Annotated in this window: 19 protein-coding genes; 17 read left to right on the forward strand and 2 right to left on the reverse strand. The window is 61.2% G+C overall.

Annotated elements, in window-relative coordinates:
• The first annotated feature begins 17 nt into the window (after positions 1-17).
• The 8 genes from AC1RBR_RS08055 (at position 18) to AC1RBR_RS08090 (ending at position 8,389) form a co-directional block, all read left to right on the forward strand.
• Positions 18-1,154 carry a protein-glutamate methylesterase/protein-glutamine glutaminase gene (locus tag AC1RBR_RS08055; RefSeq protein ID WP_492563769.1) on the forward strand — a complete coding sequence of 379 codons (1,137 nt, stop codon included), beginning with the start codon at positions 18-20 and terminating at the stop codon, positions 1,152-1,154.
• On the forward strand, positions 1,154-1,894 hold the full coding sequence (locus AC1RBR_RS08060) for a flagellar motor protein (protein WP_007967839.1): 741 nt from the start codon (positions 1,154-1,156) through the stop codon (positions 1,892-1,894). The genes AC1RBR_RS08055 and AC1RBR_RS08060 overlap by 1 nt, the downstream gene beginning before the upstream one ends.
• Before the next feature lie 15 nt (positions 1,895-1,909).
• Entirely contained in the window at positions 1,910-2,800 is an 891-nt protein-coding gene (gene motD / locus AC1RBR_RS08065) for a flagellar motor protein MotD (protein WP_115987125.1), read from the forward strand.
• A gap of 43 nt (positions 2,801-2,843) precedes the next feature.
• Positions 2,844-3,632: a ParA family protein gene (locus AC1RBR_RS08070; protein ID WP_003222933.1), complete on the forward strand. Its 789-nt coding sequence runs from the start codon at positions 2,844-2,846 to the stop codon at positions 3,630-3,632.
• A 133-nt stretch (positions 3,633-3,765) separates the two neighbouring features.
• The gene (locus AC1RBR_RS08075; protein WP_492563771.1) at positions 3,766-4,743 is read left to right on the forward strand and encodes a CheW domain-containing protein; all 978 of its coding nucleotides are present in this window, start codon (positions 3,766-3,768) and stop codon (positions 4,741-4,743) included.
• Positions 4,744-4,833: 90 nt separating this feature from the next.
• The gene (locus AC1RBR_RS08080) at positions 4,834-5,319 is read left to right on the forward strand and encodes a chemotaxis protein CheW (RefSeq protein WP_003222936.1); all 486 of its coding nucleotides are present in this window, start codon (positions 4,834-4,836) and stop codon (positions 5,317-5,319) included.
• A complete protein-coding gene (locus tag AC1RBR_RS08085) occupies positions 5,320-5,712 on the forward strand; it encodes a DUF2802 domain-containing protein (protein ID WP_007961680.1) in 393 nt (130 codons plus the stop codon).
• Positions 5,713-5,947: 235 nt separating this feature from the next.
• On the forward strand, positions 5,948-8,389 hold the full coding sequence (locus AC1RBR_RS08090) for a carbohydrate-binding protein (protein ID WP_492563773.1): 2,442 nt from the start codon (positions 5,948-5,950) through the stop codon (positions 8,387-8,389).
• 45 nt (positions 8,390-8,434) lie between these two features.
• Here AC1RBR_RS08090 and AC1RBR_RS08095 read toward each other — a convergent pair whose 3' ends face one another.
• Both AC1RBR_RS08095 and fliK read right to left on the reverse strand, forming a co-directional pair.
• Entirely contained in the window at positions 8,435-8,764 is a 330-nt protein-coding gene (locus AC1RBR_RS08095) for an EscU/YscU/HrcU family type III secretion system export apparatus switch protein (protein ID WP_003222939.1), read from the reverse strand.
• Positions 8,761-10,341, reverse strand: a complete 1,581-nt coding sequence (gene fliK / locus AC1RBR_RS08100; RefSeq protein ID WP_492563774.1) for a flagellar hook-length control protein FliK — start codon at positions 10,339-10,341, stop codon at positions 8,761-8,763. Before fliK ends, AC1RBR_RS08095 begins: the two co-directional genes overlap by 4 nt.
• Before the next feature lie 197 nt (positions 10,342-10,538).
• Between fliK and ccmA the strand changes: the two genes are divergently transcribed.
• The 9 genes from ccmA (at position 10,539) to ccmI (ending at position 17,489) form a co-directional block, all read left to right on the forward strand.
• Complete coding sequence (ccmA, locus tag AC1RBR_RS08105) at positions 10,539-11,174, forward strand: cytochrome c biogenesis heme-transporting ATPase CcmA (protein ID WP_456019007.1); 636 nt, start codon at positions 10,539-10,541, stop codon at positions 11,172-11,174.
• Positions 11,171-11,839: a heme exporter protein CcmB gene (gene ccmB / locus AC1RBR_RS08110; protein ID WP_003222942.1), complete on the forward strand. Its 669-nt coding sequence runs from the start codon at positions 11,171-11,173 to the stop codon at positions 11,837-11,839. Before ccmA ends, ccmB begins: the two co-directional genes overlap by 4 nt.
• Before the next feature lie 78 nt (positions 11,840-11,917).
• Positions 11,918-12,673, forward strand: coding sequence for a heme ABC transporter permease (locus AC1RBR_RS08115; protein ID WP_047599963.1), 756 nt, complete (start codon positions 11,918-11,920; stop codon positions 12,671-12,673).
• Positions 12,670-12,846, forward strand: a complete 177-nt coding sequence (gene ccmD / locus AC1RBR_RS08120; protein ID WP_097090129.1) for a heme exporter protein CcmD — start codon at positions 12,670-12,672, stop codon at positions 12,844-12,846. Before AC1RBR_RS08115 ends, ccmD begins: the two co-directional genes overlap by 4 nt.
• Entirely contained in the window at positions 12,843-13,298 is a 456-nt protein-coding gene (ccmE, locus tag AC1RBR_RS08125) for a cytochrome c maturation protein CcmE (RefSeq protein WP_041072935.1), read from the forward strand. The genes ccmD and ccmE overlap by 4 nt, the downstream gene beginning before the upstream one ends.
• A 3-nt stretch (positions 13,299-13,301) precedes the next feature.
• The gene (locus AC1RBR_RS08130) at positions 13,302-15,290 is read left to right on the forward strand and encodes a heme lyase CcmF/NrfE family subunit (RefSeq protein ID WP_456019009.1); all 1,989 of its coding nucleotides are present in this window, start codon (positions 13,302-13,304) and stop codon (positions 15,288-15,290) included.
• On the forward strand, positions 15,287-15,823 hold the full coding sequence (locus AC1RBR_RS08135) for a DsbE family thiol:disulfide interchange protein (protein ID WP_041072930.1): 537 nt from the start codon (positions 15,287-15,289) through the stop codon (positions 15,821-15,823). Before AC1RBR_RS08130 ends, AC1RBR_RS08135 begins: the two co-directional genes overlap by 4 nt.
• Positions 15,820-16,290, forward strand: coding sequence for a cytochrome c-type biogenesis protein (locus tag AC1RBR_RS08140; protein WP_492563775.1), 471 nt, complete (start codon positions 15,820-15,822; stop codon positions 16,288-16,290). The genes AC1RBR_RS08135 and AC1RBR_RS08140 overlap by 4 nt, the downstream gene beginning before the upstream one ends.
• Positions 16,287-17,489: a c-type cytochrome biogenesis protein CcmI gene (gene ccmI / locus AC1RBR_RS08145; protein WP_492563776.1), complete on the forward strand. Its 1,203-nt coding sequence runs from the start codon at positions 16,287-16,289 to the stop codon at positions 17,487-17,489. The genes AC1RBR_RS08140 and ccmI overlap by 4 nt, the downstream gene beginning before the upstream one ends.
• Positions 17,490-17,494: the final 5 nt, after the last annotated feature.

Genomic DNA, 17,494 nt, shown 5'->3' on the forward strand with positions numbered 1-17,494 from the left:
CACCTAATGGAGTGTTTATGGCAGTCAAAGTCCTGGTGGTGGACGATTCGGGTTTTTTCCGCCGCCGCGTCTCGGAAATTCTTTCAGCGGATCCGAGCATCCAGGTGGTCGGCACGGCCACCAACGGTAAAGAGGCGATCGATCAGGCCCTGGCCCTCAAGCCGGACGTGATCACCATGGACTACGAGATGCCGATGATGGATGGCATCACGGCGGTGCGGCACATCATGCAGCGCTGCCCGACCCCGGTGTTGATGTTCTCCTCGCTGACGCATGAAGGCGCCCGGGTCACCCTGGATGCGCTGGACGCCGGCGCGGTGGATTTCCTGCCGAAGAATTTCGAAGACATCTCGCGCAATCCCGAGAAGGTCAAGCAACTGCTGTGCGAGAAGGTTCACAGCATCTCGCGCAGTAATCGTCGTTTCAGCGCCTACAGTGCGCCGGCTCCGGCCGCTGCACCGACGCTTGCGCCAGCCCCGGCGGCATCGAGCTTCAGCAGCCACAGCGCTGCTGCTCCAACGCGTCCGACGCCTGCTCCGGCACCTGCTCGTGCGCCAGCTGCCAGCGCGTCGTCGCCGGCACCGAAACGCAAAGCCTACAAACTGGTTGCCATCGGTACCTCGACCGGCGGCCCGGTTGCCCTGCAACGGGTGCTGACCCAATTGCCGGCGAACTTCCCGGCGCCGATCGTGCTGATCCAGCACATGCCGGCGGCGTTCACCAAGGCGTTTGCCGAGCGCCTGGACAAGCTGTGCCGCATCAGCGTCAAGGAAGCCGAGGATGGCGACATCCTGCGTCCGGGCCTGGCGCTGCTGGCCCCGGGTGGCAAGCAGATGATGATCGACGGCCGTGGTGCGGTGAAGATTCTGCCGGGCGACGAGCGTCTGAACTACAAGCCGTGCGTGGACATTACTTTCGGTTCCGCCGCGAAATCCTACGGTGACAAAGTTCTGGCGGTCGTACTGACCGGCATGGGCGCCGACGGCCGCGAAGGCGCGCGTCTGCTCAAGCAGGGCGGCAGCTCGGTATGGGCCCAAGACGAAGCAAGCTGCGTGATCTACGGCATGCCGATGGCCATCGTCAAAGCCGATCTGGCTGACGCGGTCTACGGCCTGGACGACATCGGCAAGCACATCGTCGAGGCGTGTATCTGATGGATGTTTTAAGCCTTATCGGGATTATCCTGGCGTTCGTCGCCATTATCGGCGGCAACTTCCTTGAAGGCGGTCATCTCGGCGCGCTGGCCAACGGCCCGGCGGCGTTGATCGTTCTCGGTGGCACCATCGGTGCCGCGTTGCTGCAGTCGCCGATGAGCGCCTTCAAGCGCGCCATGCAGATTCTCGCCTGGATCCTGTTTCCGCCACGTGTGGATCTGGCTGGCGGCATCGACCGTGTGGTCAACTGGAGCCTCACCGCGCGCAAGGAAGGCCTGCTCGGGCTGGAAGGCGTCGCCGATGCCGAGCCGGACAACTACTCGCGCAAGGGCCTGCAACTGCTGGTCGATGGCGCCGAGCCGGAAGCGATTCGTAGCATCCTCGAAGTGGACTTCTACACCCAGGAAGCGCGCGACATCGAAGCGGCCAAAGTTTTCGAAAGCATGGGCGGCTACGCGCCGACCATCGGCATCATCGGTGCGGTAATGGGCCTGATTCATGTGATGGGCAACCTCGCTGATCCGACGCAATTGGGCAGCGGCATTGCCGTGGCATTCGTCGCGACCATCTACGGTGTGGCCAGTGCCAACCTGGTGTTGCTGCCGGTGGCGGCCAAGCTCAAGTCAATCGCGTTGCGGCAGTCGCGTTATCGCGAAATGTTGCTGGAAGGTATTTTGTCGATCGCCGAAGGTGAAAACCCTCGCTCTATCGAGCTGAAGCTTCAGGGCTTCATGGATTGATGGGGGTAATGGACTATGGCTCGCCGCAGGCATCAGGAAGAACACGTTAATCACGAGCGCTGGCTCGTGTCCTACGCGGATTTCATCACGCTGTTGTTCGCGTTCTTTGTGGTGATGTACTCGATCTCGTCGATCAACGAAGGCAAGTACAAGGTCATTTCCGAAGCGCTGATCGGGGTTTTCACTGACTCCGATCGTTCGCTCAAACCGATCCCGATCGGTGATGAACGGCCGAAAACCGTGACCCCGGCCAAGCCGCTGGTCAAGGACAGCGAGCAGGTTGACGCCGGTATCGCCGGGGCCAGCGATCCGCTGAAAAGCATTGCCGATGACATCAGTGCCGCGTTCGGCGACTTGATCAGCTCCAACCAGATGACCGTGCGCGGCAACGAGTTGTGGGTCGAGATCGAACTGAATTCCAGTCTGTTGTTCGGCAGTGGCGACGCAATGCCGAGTGATATCGCGTTCAACATCATCGACAAGGTCGCGGCGATCCTCAAACCGTTCGACAACCCGATCCACGTCGAGGGCTTCACCGACGATCAGCCGATCCGCACCGCGCAGTACCCGACCAACTGGGAGCTGTCCTCGGCGCGTTCGGCGAGCATCGTGCGGATGCTGGCGATGCAGGGCGTGAACCCTGGCCGTCTGGCCTCGGTGGGTTACGGTGAGTTTCAGCCGGTGGCCAACAATGCCACCGCCGAAGGCCGGGCGAAAAACCGGCGTGTGGTGCTGGTGGTGTCGCGCAACCTCGATGTGCGCCGCAGCCTGACCGGCACCGGTACCGCCAATGCGCAACCGGACGCGGCATTGAAGCGCGCTGGCACACAAACTGCACCGTCCCCGGTCAAGACGCCGGGACGCGAGAGTGCCGTCAATTCTCCGTCGCCCGCATTAATACGCTGAGCTATGTCTCGGTCGAGCATCTCGACCGGGAGGAACGAACCGAATGAGAGTCTGGGCAGTCGCCAATCAAAAGGGTGGTGTCGGTAAAACCACATCTTCCATCGCTTTAGCCGGATTGCTGGCGGAGGCGGGCAAGCGCGTGGTTGTGGTCGATCTCGACCCGCACGGCTCGATGACCAGCTATTTCGGCTACGACCCCGACAGCCTGGAACACAGCAACTACGACCTGTTTCTGCACAAGGGCAGCGTGCCGCAAGGCTTGCCCGGGCAGTTGCTGCTGTCGACCAGCGACGAACGCATTTCCCTGTTGCCGTCGAGTACCGCACTGGCCACCCTTGAGCGCCAGTCGCCTGGGCAGAGTGGTCTGGGCCTGGTGATCGCCAAGAGTCTGGCGCAGCTGTGGCAGGACTTCGACTACGCAATCATCGACAGCCCACCGTTGCTCGGTGTGCTGATGGTCAACGCCCTGGCCGCGAGCCAGCAACTGGTGATCCCGGTGCAGACCGAACACCTGGCCGTCAAAGGTCTGGAGCGCATGGTCAACACCCTGGCGATGATCAACCGCTCGCGCAAACAGGCGCTGCCGTTCAGCATCGTGCCGACCCTGTTCGACCGCCGCACCCAGGCGTCGCTGGGCACCTTGCGCGTGCTGCGTGACAAATTCCCGGAAGAGATCTGGCAGGGTTACATCCCGGTCGATACCCGTCTGCGCGACGCCAGCCGGGCCGGTGTCACGCCTTCGCAGTTCGACGGCAAGAGTCGTGGCGTGCTGGCTTACCGCGCGCTGCTCAAGCATCTGCTGGCGCAACAACTTGTTCCGCAGGTGGCCTGAGCATGATCTCAATTCATGTAGGAGCTGCCGCAGGCTGCGATCTTTTGATCTTGCCTGGCGTTGCTCCTGAAAAGATCAAAAGATCGTCCGAACGCGGCACCGAACCTGCGGCAGCTCCTACAGGGGGCTGCGCATGAATCGGCCGGTGAAGTTGACGTCGAAGCCGCAACTGGCGTTGCAGTCCTATCTGGACAGCCTGCTGCAGGAAATCCCTGACGAGTTGCCGCCAGTGGAAGTGCAGGTCGAGGCGCCGGTCGAGGTGGTCGAAAGTGCTGCGGCGCTGGACGAGTTTCAGGCTGCGGTACTGGAAGAGCAGGCGCGTGATGCGCAGAAAGCCGCCCAACCTGCTGCCCCGGTTGTCGCGCCTGCCGCCGCACCGCTAGCCAAGGCTCCAGTGGCGTTGATCGAAGAAGCCGAGCCACCACGCGCGCCGGTTTCGACACTCGCACCGTTGCTGCAAACCCAATTGCTGAAAACCCAATTGCTGAAAACCGCGCCGGAACCGGTCGTGGCCGAACCGGCGCCGGTGGCACCGGCACCCGTCGAACAGACGCTGGTGCCGCCAGTGGTGGAAGTGCACCTGCCACCGAGCAACACGCCGCCCCCGGTGGAAACCGATGGCCGTCCGGCCTGGGCCTCGGAAGCCTTCGAATGCCTGTTGTTCGATGTTGCCGGGCTGACGCTGGCGGTACCGCTGGTGTGCCTCGGTTCGATCTATTCGCTGGCAGGCCACGAGTTGACGCCGCTGTTCGGGCAGCCGGAATGGTTTCTCGGGATTCTGCCGAGCCAGGCCGGCAATCTGAAAGTCCTGGACACCGCGCGTTGGGTCATGCCGGATCGCTATCGGGATGACTTCCGTCAGGGCCTGCAGTACGTGATTTCGGTACAAGGTTACGAATGGGGCCTGGCGGTGCATCAGGTCAGCCGTTCGTTGCGTCTGGATCCGAATGAAATCAAATGGAGAAGTCACCGGGGTCAGCGGCCATGGCTCGCCGGCACGGTGATCGAGCACATGTGTGCATTACTTGATGTAGCCGCGCTGGCCGAGTTGATCGCCAGCGGCGGGGCAAAGCACCTGGGCGGCCACAAGCCGCTACATAAATCGACATAGCAGCCGACATAACAGTCAGGCGAAGGCATTTTTCAATGCCTCCACACAGAACACACACCGCCCAGTGCGGTTTTTTCGAGGGGTCAGGGTATGAGTAGTCAGGCGACGAATGCAAAAGGTTCTGAAGATCCGATCCTGCAATGGGTGACCTTCAAGCTGGACAACGAAACCTACGGCATCAACGTGATGCGCGTTCAGGAAGTCCTGCGTTACACCGAAATCGCTCCGGTACCGGGTGCGCCAAGCTACGTGCTGGGCATCATCAACCTGCGCGGTAACGTGGTCACCGTGATCGACACCCGTCAGCGCTTCGGCCTGAACAGCGGCGAGATCAGCGACAACACCCGTATCGTCATCATCGAAGCCGACAAGCAAGTGGTCGGGATCATGGTCGACAGCGTGGCCGAAGTGGTTTACCTGCGTCAGTCGGAAATCGAGACCGCGCCAAACGTCGGCAACGAAGAGTCGGCCAAGTTCATCCAGGGCGTGTGCAACAAGAACAACGAGTTGCTGATCCTGGTCGAGCTGGACAAGATGATGAGCGAAGAAGAATGGTCGGAACTGGAGAGCATCTGATTGATTCTCGAGGTTGCGGTCATTGTCCTGTTCCTCTTCTGGGCAGGCACGCTGGCAATGTTTCTGGCGTACATCAAGGCGCAGCGGGTAATCGCTGCGCAACAGGCTCAGGGCGACGCGCTGCGTGATCAGCGCATCAAGGACCTGGCCAAGCGCGTCGACGACTATCAGAACGGCAACGTGCGCATGGGCGAAGCCCTGCACGAGCTGCGCTCGGTAGTCGGTCCGTTGCCGGACAAGATTGTCGCGCTGGAACAGCGCGACCCGTCAAGCCTGTCGTTCGCCCAGGCGGCGAAACTGGTGGGCATGGGCGCGAGCGTCGATGAGCTGACCCAGTCCTGCGGCTTGACCCAGGCTGAGGCGGAGTTGATGCGCAAGCTGCACAGAAGTTGATATGCGTAGAGGCATGTCATTTAAATAAGAATCGCCGGTCATGCCGGCGATTTTTTTTGCGCTCGATTTTGTTGCCTGATTCGCCCATGGCCGTCTGTCTGAACTGTTATTTCTGACAGTAGAGAATTTCGCTCATCGCTCCTCACACTTCTCGTGACTCGCGATAGTCCCGTCGGCTTTTCAGGCAGACGCGTCTGATCGCCAATTCACCGATCCAGCCAATCGTGGAGTGGGTATGCATTTACCAGCCAGAATAGAGCGAGTGAAAAAAGTAGGGTTACCCGGTGTTGCCGCCTTGTGGCTGGCAATCGTGCTGCTCCTGACGGCTTGTCAGGCTCAGGTCAGCAGGCTTGCTCCAGAAGCCAATATGGCCGACCGGCAAAATTGTCACGGTGTCCACCTGGTCAATGTCGTTGCGCATATGGACGACGATCTGCTGTTTATTGATCCGCGGATTTCGCAAATTCTGGCTGCCGGCGGCTGTGTGACCAGTATCTTCATGAACGGTGGCAGTTCTGGCGCCGGCTTCGACTATGTGCTGAAGCGCGAAAGCGCGTCGAGAAAAGCCTATGAAAAAATGCTGGGTTTTGCGACCGGATGGACGCCTAACCTGATATTCACTGATTCAGCCATTGTGATGAGCGTCAAGGCCAATGAGCGACCTGGATTGAAGCTCATATATTTGCGTGTGCCGGGAGGGGACGTTCGTGGTGGAGATGTGCCGCTGGCCGATTTGCTCGACCTCGATAAAACTGTTCGGAGTTGGCCCTATCTGGACTCGGCTTCAGGTCCGGTAAACCTCTACAGTCGAACATCTTTCGTGCAGCTCTTGACCGAACTGATCGTCAATGAAGGAGCCACCCGGGTGTATGCACTCAATCCGGACACCGTTGCGTACACGGAGCATCCTGACCATATTTATTCGGCACGTTTGACGCGCCTGGCCTTGCGCGGGATCAGTGCAGATATCCCGGTGATTTATCACGAGACCTATCCCTCGGCGGCCGTCGCTCCTAACGTGGACCCGGCAGCTGTGCAGGCGAAACGGCATGTTGTCGCCAGCTACTTTCACTTTGAAGGGGCTGAGCCAGTCAGCAGTGCGTACAGTGAAGCCACCTGGAATGGCAATTGGGTGGCGCGACTGAATTTCACGCTCAGCCATGCTCACGCCGCCGTGCCACTGGTCAATATCCCTTTCAGACCGCTAGTCAATTTCCAGACGCAACAGTGCCTGGTTGCCAATGGATTGGGGCAGCAGGTGACACTGGACGGATGTGAGCCAGACGCTGACCAGCGCTGGGCGTTTGTGCCCTCCGACATCGCAGTCGGCGCGAGCAGGGGAGTTGCGCTGCTGAAAACAGCCTCTGGCCATTGCATAGCGCGTCAGAATGGCCAATTGATCGAACGCGCATGTGAAAGCAATGAGCCCTCTCAACACTGGACTCCGTGGGATTTCGGGAAAATTTATGTTCCCGGAGCGCAGGGGCAATGTCTGGACGGAGTACAGCCGGGCTTGATAGCGGATTGCAGGGATTTTGCGGGTTCTACGTTGTGGGTGCGCAGCATCGATAACATCGACAGCAATGATTCGATGGAAGTGGCGCTGACGGGGGATGTCATCGGTGACGGGACGAACCGGACGGTGCAAGTGCAGCGCCGGGAGGATGGTCCAGGTGTCGATATTTGGGTCACGTCGCTGGGCGCAGACGCGATTGCATCCGAGAAATGGTATGAGGACAGACTTCCATTTGATCCAGACTCTTTTGATTCCGGGTGTGCTACAGCCATTTGCTACGACGCTACGCGCTATCTGCTGGCTGATTTCACCGGTGACGGCAAGGCTGATCTGATGGCGATATCGCCCGGAAAAGCTGACGAAACCATTTTCAGACTATTGAAGAATGAAGGCGGGCATTTTGCTGATCCGGTTATCTGGCGTTCGGTTCAGCAAGGACATGCCTACCGGCAAGCTCAGCAATATCTGGCTGGCGACTTCAGAGGCGTCGGCAAGCAAGATGTGTTGATCGTGCAAACTCTGAATAACACAGTGTCCGATTTCTGGCTGATGGAGAATAAAGGGGCGAGTCTGGGCATTCCCGCTCATTGGGGAGATGCTCGAAAAAACGCATTGCCGGTCCATTTCTACAGCGCCAGACTGGACAACGATGGCAAGGATGATGTGCTCGCTGTTGATTCAAGTGAGCAGTTCTTGAAGCTGCTCACCTACAGGAGCAGCGGCCGTTCTCTGGATTTTGAGAAAGTGTTGGAGTTGCCGGGCTTCTATTCTGCGCGTTCAAAGACCGCAGTGCTGGATTCGCCGATTACCAAACTGACCGATGTATGGGTGCTGCATGCTCGATCAGACGGTAGTGATATCAATTTCTGGAAAGTCAAAAATCTTGGCGGCGGAGAGTTCGAAGAGCCTTCGTCTCCGGCTTTCGAGACGAGCGTGCTTAATTGGGCTGACGTGCGATCTTATGGGCTGGGGACGGGCAGGCAGATCCTGCTTCCCTATCGCGTCAACGATCCTGTGCATGAGTATTACTGGCGAATCGGAAAAGTCGGCTTCAAGGCACTGAATCTGTCCGAGCAAGGTATGCCCGTCGGGATCAAGGATTATGGTCGCTCACAACGGTTTGAATGGGCGAACCTGCAGTGGCGAGCGCGTTTGAATTGAATATCGAGCGAGAGCGCGTGCATCTGGGCTTGTCTCCGGCGCGGCCTAGTAATCATCCCCGCGTTCGGTAACGTCCTTCTCGACCATCGGCGCATCCGGATCCTGCCCCTCGGGGAATTTCCCCTTCAGATTCCACGCGAACGCGATGATCTCGGCGATCGTGCGGTACAGCTCCTCGGGAATGCTGTCGCCCAGTTCCATCCGCGCCAACAGCCGCACCAGCTCGGCGTTTTCATAGATCGGCACTTCGCAGTCGCGGGCGATGCGCAGGATTTCTTCGGCCAGTTCCTCGTCGCCCTTGGCGGTGAGGGTCGGGGCGTGGTTGCCGTCGTATTTGAGGGCGATGGCCTGGCGTGGAGCAGTGGAATCGTTCATGCGGTTTCGTCGACCCAGCGGTGTTCGAGACGGGTTTGATTGCCTTGCGGCGGGGTGCCGAGATGGCAGTCGAGATCGCCGACGTTCAGCCCGCGATCGAGCAGGCGCTGGCGCAGGGCGAACAGATTGTTGCCGATCAGGTCGGCGGTGTATGGGCGTTCGGCCCAGAGCTGGCTCGACAGGCTGCCGGCAATCAACTGCGCCTGAATCTGCATCGGCCCCAGCGGCTCCATGTCGAACGCCAGATCGACGCGCCACAGCTGTTGTCTGGGCTCGCGCTCGTCACGGCGTTCGTTGGGTTGCGGTTCTCTTTCCGGCGCTTCCTCGCGCTGAAACTTGACCTGCAACGGCACGATGTCCTGCAGGTTGCGCATGGGGATTTCCAGCTGCCAGGTGCTGAGCAGACGGCCGTCGTCGGTGACCCCGGTCTGTTCCAGGCTCGACAGCTGATGGCTTTGCAGGCGTGACACGGCGGCTGCAGCGAGGCGCAGCAGATGTTCCAGGTCAGCTTCACCGTCCTGGCTTTGCAGCAAGCGGTCGGGCAGCGGAAAACTGCTCGGCACGGGTTTGGCGCTGACCTGGCCGAGGGTGCCGAGGGCGTTGCGCACGAAACTCGGCAGCGCCTGAGCCAGGGTGTTGGCGGCGATGATCGCGTTGAAACTGGCATTGCCCGGTGCGCCCGGCGACAGCTGAGCGATCAGCTTGAGCAGATCGGCTTTCATGTCCGGGGCCAGCGCCGGATTCTGTCCGGTCAGCAGTTTGGCTTCGAGGAAGGCGCCGCTGTTGGCCAGCGCCAGCGCCACGCCTTTGGCGCTGCTCATTTGTTGCACATCGGGCAGGTTGGCGAGCAGACGCACGACGGCAGCGCGCAGATCCTGCGAGGTCTGATCGGCGTCGCTCGGCAGGTTTTGCAAGGCGTTGAGCAAGCCGTCCAGCGAACCTTGGCGACTCTGCTGGCCGAGCAGTTGCTGACTCACCGCCAATTGCTCCTGACGGCTGCTCAGTGGCACGAACTTCAGGGTTTGCGAATCTTCGACCAGTGCCGAGAGCAGGGTGCCGATGCGCAGCGGCGTCGGGCTGTCGATATCCAGCGTGGCACCGCTCTGCGCGGTGTTGAGCAGGCTCACCAGCGAGCGGTACACCGTCGGCTGTCCCGGCACTTGCGGCAGTGTCTGCGAGGTCAGCACCTTGCCTTGCAGCAGGGTGCCGACCGGCAATTGCGACGTATCGATGCGGGTGAGGGCGGCGACGCTGCTGGCAATTGCCTGCTGCACGGTGATCGCCAGATTACCCGCCGACGGCTGAGTGACGGCCAGGTTGGTGCCAGTTGGCAGCGGCAGGTTGCTGCTGGCTTGCACGGTGGTCTGCCGGCCGCCGTCGACGGTGACCTTGAGCAGCAGTTGAAAGGTCTGATCCGCCTGCTTGAGTGACAACACCTCGGCCTGGGCGCTTTGCCCGGCACCGATCAAGCCTTCGACCGGGGTCAGCAGCTTGAGCAACTCACCGCTCATCACCAGCGGACGCGCGTTCGCCGGGGTGGTGGGCGGGAGCGGGAGGATGTTCATTTCGCCTGTCATACGCGGACACAACCTGAGGAAATTGCACGCTTGGGAGTAAGGCACGGCATGTATAATGCCGCGCGTCTTGCGCTTCGTTCAAAAAACATAGCAATTGTTTGATCCAGCTCTCTGCTTCGCACCGTCATTGCATTTATCCTGCATCTCTTTAACGGCCGCGCCAGAGCCGACTTGAACCGTATAAGGCCCGTGATCCCTTGACCAGCCCTGTCCTGCAAACCGTTGCCCTTGCTTGTGAGCGAGACCTGCGGCTGCTCTTCGAAAATCTCGAATTAAGACTGGCCAGTGGCGATATGGTGCAGATCAGCGGCCCCAATGGCAGCGGCAAGACCAGTCTGCTGCGCCTGTTGTCCGGGTTGATGCAGCCGACCAGTGGTCAAGTGCTGCTCAACGGTCAACCGTTGACGGCCCAGCCGAGCGAACTGGCGCGCAACCTGCTGTGGATCGGCCACGCTGCCGGGATCAAGGACCTGCTGACCCCGGAAGAGAACCTGTCCTGGCTCTGCGCCCTGCATCGGCCGGCCGAACGCGAGGCGATCTGGCAGGCACTGGCAGCCGTAGGATTGCGCGGTTTCGAAGATGTTCCCTGCCACACCCTGTCCGCCGGTCAGCAACGCCGCGTGGCGCTGGCGCGGCTGTATCTGGACAGCCCGCCGCTGTGGATTCTCGACGAGCCGTTCACCGCGCTCGACAAACAGGGCGTAGCGCAGCTTGAAGAGCATTTGGCCGGTCACTGCGAGCGCGGCGGTCTGGTGGTTCTGACCACGCACCACACACTGAGCCGGATGCCGGCCGGTTATCGCGAGATCGATCTGGGGAACTGGGCAGTATGAGTGTGTTCGGCCTGCTGGTTGCCCGTGAGTCCCGTTTGCTGTTTCGTCGCCCGGCGGAACTGGCCAATCCGCTGATTTTCTTCGCCATCGTCATCGCCTTGTTCCCGCTGGCCGTCGGCCCGGAAACTCAAGTCTTGCAAAACCTGTCCCCGGGGTTAGTCTGGGTGGCCGCGCTGTTGTCGGTCCTGCTGTCGCTGGACGGACTGTTTCGCAGTGATTTCGAAGATGGCTCCCTGGAACAGTGGGTCCTTTCGCCGCACCCGCTGCCCCTACTGGTGCTGGCCAAGGTGCTGGCACACTGGTTGTTCTCGGGGCTGGCACTGGTTCTGCTCTCGCCGTTGCTGGCGTTGATGCTCGGTTTGCCGGTCGCCTGCCTGCCGGTGTTGCTGTTGTCGTTGCTGCTGGGTACACCGGTGCTGAGCCTGCTCGGTGCGGTGGGCGCGGCGCTGACGGTTGGTTTGAAACGCGGCGGCCTGTTGCTGGCGCTGCTGATTCTGCCGTTGTACATCCCGGTGTTGATCCTTGGCAGTGGCGCCTTGCAGGCCGCCTTGCAAGGCATGCCGGCGACCGGGTATCTGCTGTGGTTGGGTAGCCTGACCGCCCTGGCGATCACCCTGACACCTTTTGCAATAGCGGCTGGCCTGAAGATCAGCGTCGGCGAATAATGAGGTCTGGTTAAAATTTAACCAGCAAAGACCCTGAGACTGCTCACACCGATGAGCGGCACCCGTGATGGAAACAGTATGAACTGGACCTGGTTTCACAAGCTCGGCTCGCCCAAGTGGTTTTACGGCATCAGCAGCAGGTTTCTGCCGTGGCTGAGCATTGCCGCGTTGCTGCTGATCAGCATTGGCGTCGTCTGGGGCCTGGCCTTCGCGCCGCCGGATTATCAGCAGGGCAACAGCTTCCGCATCATCTACATCCACGTGCCTGCGGCGATGCTCGCGCAGTCGATCTACGTGATGCTGGCGGTGTGCGGCGTGGTCGGGCTGGTGTGGAAAATGAAACTGGCCGACGTCGCCCTGCAATGCGCGGCGCCGATTGGCGCGTGGATGACCGCCGTGGCGCTGGTCACCGGAGCGATCTGGGGCAAGCCGACCTGGGGCTCGTGGTGGGTCTGGGATGCGCGGCTGACGTCGATGCTGATTCTGCTGTTCCTGTATTTCGGGGTGATCGCGCTGGGCAACGCCATCAGCAATCGCGACAGCGCCGCCAAGGCCTGCGCGGTGCTGGCGATCGTCGGAGTGATCAACATCCCGATCATCAAGTACTCGGTGGAGTGGTGGAACACCCTGCACCAGGGCGCGACCTTCACCCTCACCGAAAAACCGGCGATGCCCGCTGAAATGTGGCTGCCGCTGCTGCTGACGGTGCTGGGTTTCTACTGTTTCTTCGGCGCCGTGCTGTTGCTGCGCATGCGCCTTGAAGTGCTCAAGCGCGAAGCGCGCGCCAGTTGGGTCAAAGAAGAAGTGCAGAACAGCCTGGAGGCCGCGCGATGAGTTTCGCTTCATTCGGCGACTTCCTCGCCATGGGCCATCATGGCCTGTATGTCTGGACGGCCTACGGCATCTGTCTGGCGGTGCTGATCCTCAACGTGGTCGCACCGATCGCGGCCCGCAAGCGCTATCTGCAACAAGAGGCGCGTCGTCTGCGCCGGGAGAACGGCAAGTGAATCCGCTGCGCAAAAAACGTCTGACCCTCATTCTGGCGATCCTGGTCGGGGTCGGCGCTGCCGTCGGCCTGGCCCTCAGCGCCCTGCAGGAAAACATCAACCTGTTTTACACGCCGACCCAGATTGCCAACGGCGAAGCGCCGCACGACACGCGCATCCGCGCCGGCGGCATGGTCGAGAAGGGCTCGCTGCAACGTTCGCCGGACTCGCTGGACGTCAAATTCGTCGTCACCGACTTCAACAAAGCCGTGACCATCACCTACCGCGGGATCCTCCCGGATCTGTTCCGCGAAGGGCAGGGCATCGTCGCCCTGGGCAAACTCAACGCCGACGGCGTGGTGGTGGCCGATGAAGTGCTGGCCAAGCACGACGAGAAGTACATGCCGCCGGAAGTGACCAAAGCGCTGAAAGACAGTGGTCAATCGGCACCGACCCCAGCGAAGGAGGGTTGATCGATGACTTCTGCACTGTTTATTCCCGAGCTTGGTCATCTGGCGATGATTCTGGCGCTGTGTTTCGCGCTGGTGCAGGCCGTGGTGCCGCTGTTCGGTGCGTGGCGCGGCGATCGTATGTGGATGGGCCTGGCCCAGCCGGCGGCGTGGGGCCAGTTTGCGTTCTTGCTGTTTGCCTTCGGTTGCCTGACCTACGCGTTCATGACCGACGACTTCTCGGTCGGCTATGTGGCGATGAACTCCAACAGCGCCTTGCCGTGGTACTACAAGTTCAGCGCGGTGTGGGGCGCCCACGAAGGGTCGCTGTTGCTGTGGGCGTTGATCCTCGGCGGCTGGACCTTTGCCGTGTCGGTGTTCTCCCGGCAGTTGCCGCAAGTCATGCTCGCCCGCGTGCTGGCGGTGATGGGCATGATCAGCACCGGTTTCCTGTTGTTTCTGATCCTCACCTCCAACCCGTTCTCGCGGATCCTGCCGCAGATTCCGGCGGATGGTCGTGACCTCAATCCGCTGCTGCAAGACATCGGCCTGATCGTGCATCCGCCGATGCTCTATATGGGTTATGTGGGTTTCTCGGTGGCGTTCGCCTTCGCCATTGCCGCTTTGTTGGGCGGTCGTCTCGACGCGGCATGGGCACGCTGGTCGCGCCCTTGGACGATTGTCGCCTGGGCCTTCCTCGGCATCGGCATCACCCTTGGTTCGTGGTGGGCTTACTACGAACTCGGCTGGGGCGGCTGGTGGTTCTGGGACCCGGTGGAAAACGCCTCGTTCATGCCATGGCTGGTCGGCACCGCGTTGATCCACTCGCTGGCGGTCACGGAAAAACGTGGCGTGTTCAAGAGCTGGACGGTATTGCTGGCGATCGCCGCATTTTCGTTGAGCCTGCTCGGTACGTTCCTCGTGCGCTCCGGCGTGCTGACTTCGGTGCACGCGTTTGCCTCCGACCCTGAGCGCGGCGTGTTCATTCTGATCTTCCTGCTGTTTGTGGTCGGCGGTTCGCTGACGCTGTTTGCGTTGCGCGCTCCGGTGGTCAAGAGCCAGGTCGGCTTCAACCTGTGGTCGCGGGAAACCCTGCTGCTGGGCAACAACCTGGTGCTGGTGGTGGCGGCGTCGATGATTCTGCTCGGCACCCTGTATCCGCTGATTCTGGATGCCTTGAGTGGCGCCAAGCTGTCGGTCGGCCCGCCGTACTTCAACGCGCTGTTCATCCCGCTGATGGCGTTGCTGATGCTGGTGATGGCGGTCGGCGTGATCGTCCGCTGGAAAGACACCCCGGTAAAATGGCTGGCGAACATGCTGACCCCGGTGTTGCTCGGCAGCGTCGCACTGGCCGTGGTGGCCGGTGTCGCCTACGGCGATTTCAACTGGGCGGTGATTGCGACGTTCCTGCTCGCCGCGTGGGTGTTACTCGCCGGTGTGCGCGACATCTTCGACAAGACTCGCCACAAGGGCCTGATCAAAGGCCTGCCAACCCTGACCCGCAGCTACTGGGGCATGCAGATCGCTCACCTGGGCATCGCCGTGTGCGCCCTCGGCGTGGTGCTGTCGAGTCAGAACAGTGCCGAGCGCGACCTGCGTCTGGCGCCGGGCGAGTCGATGTCCCTGGCCGGTTATCAGTTTGTGTTCGAAGGTGCCAAGCACTTCGAAGGGCCGAACTTCACCTCCGACAAAGGCACCGTTCGGGTGATCCGCGACGGCAAGGAAATCAGCGTGCTGCACCCGGAAAAACGCCTGTACACCGTGCAGAGTTCGATGATGACCGAGGCCGGGATCGACGCCGGTTTCACCCGCGATCTCTATGTTGCACTGGGCGAGCCGCTGGAAAACGGCGCGTGGGCGGTACGGGTTCACGTCAAACCGTTCGTGCGCTGGATCTGGTTCGGCGGTTTGCTGACCGGTCTGGGCGGATTGCTGGCGGCGCTGGATCGGCGTTATCGAGTCAAGGTCAAAGCCAAGGTGCGTGAAGCCCTCGGCCTGCAAGGAGCGGCTGCATGAGACGTTGGTTGATGCTGGTACCCCTGGCGATTTTCCTGCTGGTGGCGGTGTTTCTTTATCGCGGTCTGTACCTCGATCCGGCGGAGCTGCCGTCGGCGATGATCAACAAGCCATTCCCGGAGTTCAGCCTGCCGAACGTGCAGGGCGACAAGACCCTGACCAAGGCTGACATTCTCGGCAAACCGGCACTGGTCAACGTCTGGGGCACCTGGTGCATTTCCTGCAGGGTCGAGCACCCGGTGCTGAACAAACTGGCCGAGCGCGGCGTGGTGATCTACGGCATCAACTACAAGGATACCAACGCCGATGCGTTGAAGTGGCTGGCCGAATTCCACAACCCGTACCTGCTGGATATCCGTGACGACGAAGGTTCGCTGGGCCTCAACCTCGGCGTGTACGGCGCGCCGGAAACCTTCTTCATCGACGCCAAGGGCATCATCCGCGACAAGTACGTCGGGGTGATCGACGAGCAGGTCTGGCGCGAAAAACTCGCGGCCAAGTATCAGGCGCTGGTCGATGAGGCCAAACCATGAAGCGCTTTATCGCTGCCGTGGTCTTGGGCCTGAGTCTGGCCGGTGTGGCGCATGCCGCGATCGACACCTACGAGTTCGCCAAGGAAGGTGATCGCGAGCGCTTTCGTGAACTGACCAAGGAACTGCGCTGCCCCAAGTGCCAGAACCAGGACATCGCCGACTCCAACGCGCCGATTGCCGCCGACCTGCGCAAGGAGATTTTTCGCATGCTCGGCGAGGGCAAGGACAATCAGCAGATCATCGATTTCATGGTCGATCGCTACGGTGATTTCGTCCGCTACAAACCGGCGCTCAATGCCAAGACTGCACTGCTGTGGTTCGGCCCGGCCGGTCTGTTGTTCGGTGGTCTGGTGGTGATCGCGGTGATCGTTCGCCGACGCCGCGCACAACGCACCGAGACCCCGCCATCGCTGTCCACCGAAGAGCGTCAGCGCCTCGACCAACTGTTGGATAAAACCCAAGAATGATTGATTTCTGGCTTGCCGCAGGGCTGTTGCTTCTGGTCGCCCTGAGTTTTCTGCTGATCCCGGTTTTGCGTGGCCGTCGCGCCCAGCGTGAAGAGGATCGAACTGCCCTGAACGTTGCGCTGTATCAGGAACGTGTCGCCGAGCTGCAAGCGCAGCAGGCTGAAGGCGTACTTGATGCCGCGCAAATGGACAGCGGTCGCGCGGAAGCGGCGCGTGAGCTGCTCGCCGATACCGAAGGCGTTGCCGCGCCGCGCGTGTCGAAACTGGGCAAACCGTTGCCACTGCTGGCGGCGGTACTGGTGCCGGTATTGGGCCTGGGTCTGTACCTGCATTTCGGCGCTGCCGATAAAGTCGAACTGACCCGCGAATTCGCCCAGGCGCCGCAGTCGATGGAAGAGATGACCCAGCGTCTGGAGCGGGCTGTCGCGGCGCAGCCGGATTCGGCGGAAGGCCTGTACTTCCTCGGGCGCACTTACATGGCCCAGGATCGTCCGGCGGACGCGGCGAAGATGTTCGAACGCGCCGCCAACCTGGCCGGTCGCCAGCCGGAACTGCTCGGCCAGTGGGCGCAGGCGCAGTATTTTGCCGACGGTAAAAAGTGGTCGGACAAGATCCAGGCTCTGACCGACGAAGCGCTGAAAGCCGATCCGAAAGAAGTCACCAGCCTCGGTCTGCTCGGCATCGCCGCGTTCGAGGGTGAGCGTTATCAGCAGGCAATCGACTATTGGAACCGGCTGCTGGCGCAGTTGCCAGAGGGCGACAACTCCCGCGCCGCCTTGCAGGGCGGGATCGAGCGAGCCACCGAGCGCCTGCAAGCCAGTGGCGGCAAGGTCGCCGCCGCGCCCGCCGCCAAGGTTGCCGCGCTGCTCAAGGTGCGTGTCGATCTGGCCAGTGAACTCAAAGGCAAGGTGCAACCGGGCGACAGCGTGTTCATCTTCGCCCGCGCCGTTTCCGGCCCACCGGCACCATTGGCGGCCAAGCGCCTGACCGTGGCCGATCTGCCGGTGACCGTCGAACTGGGCGATGCCGACGCCATGATGCCGCAGTTGAAACTGTCGAACTTCCCTGAAGTCCAACTGGTTGCGCGCATCTCCCGCGCCGGCCAGCCGACCGCCGGGGAGTGGGTGGGTCGCAGCGGCCCGCTGGCCAGCAGCACCACCGCGCAGCAAACTCTGACCATCAACAGCCCGGACCGATAACCCCC

The organism is Pseudomonas sp. GW823-FHT01D03, from assembly GCF_058798255.1.

Coding starts and splice junctions, on each gene's coding strand:
- AC1RBR_RS08055 (WP_492563769.1), top strand. CDS start 18: ATGGCAGTCAAAGTCCTGGTGGTGGACGATTCGGGTTTTTTCCGCCGC.
- AC1RBR_RS08060 (WP_007967839.1), top strand. CDS start 1,154: ATGGATGTTTTAAGCCTTATCGGGATTATCCTGGCGTTCGTCGCCATT.
- motD (WP_115987125.1), top strand. CDS start 1,910: ATGGCTCGCCGCAGGCATCAGGAAGAACACGTTAATCACGAGCGCTGG.
- AC1RBR_RS08070 (WP_003222933.1), top strand. CDS start 2,844: ATGAGAGTCTGGGCAGTCGCCAATCAAAAGGGTGGTGTCGGTAAAACC.
- AC1RBR_RS08075 (WP_492563771.1), top strand. CDS start 3,766: ATGAATCGGCCGGTGAAGTTGACGTCGAAGCCGCAACTGGCGTTGCAG.
- AC1RBR_RS08080 (WP_003222936.1), top strand. CDS start 4,834: ATGAGTAGTCAGGCGACGAATGCAAAAGGTTCTGAAGATCCGATCCTG.
- AC1RBR_RS08090 (WP_492563773.1), top strand. CDS start 5,948: ATGCATTTACCAGCCAGAATAGAGCGAGTGAAAAAAGTAGGGTTACCC.
- AC1RBR_RS08095 (WP_003222939.1), bottom strand. CDS start 8,764: ATGAACGATTCCACTGCTCCACGCCAGGCCATCGCCCTCAAATACGAC.
- fliK (WP_492563774.1), bottom strand. CDS start 10,341: ATGACAGGCGAAATGAACATCCTCCCGCTCCCGCCCACCACCCCGGCG.
- ccmB (WP_003222942.1), top strand. CDS start 11,171: ATGAGTGTGTTCGGCCTGCTGGTTGCCCGTGAGTCCCGTTTGCTGTTT.
- AC1RBR_RS08115 (WP_047599963.1), top strand. CDS start 11,918: ATGAACTGGACCTGGTTTCACAAGCTCGGCTCGCCCAAGTGGTTTTAC.
- ccmD (WP_097090129.1), top strand. CDS start 12,670: ATGAGTTTCGCTTCATTCGGCGACTTCCTCGCCATGGGCCATCATGGC.
- AC1RBR_RS08130 (WP_456019009.1), top strand. CDS start 13,302: ATGACTTCTGCACTGTTTATTCCCGAGCTTGGTCATCTGGCGATGATT.
- AC1RBR_RS08135 (WP_041072930.1), top strand. CDS start 15,287: ATGAGACGTTGGTTGATGCTGGTACCCCTGGCGATTTTCCTGCTGGTG.
- AC1RBR_RS08140 (WP_492563775.1), top strand. CDS start 15,820: ATGAAGCGCTTTATCGCTGCCGTGGTCTTGGGCCTGAGTCTGGCCGGT.
- ccmI (WP_492563776.1), top strand. CDS start 16,287: ATGATTGATTTCTGGCTTGCCGCAGGGCTGTTGCTTCTGGTCGCCCTG.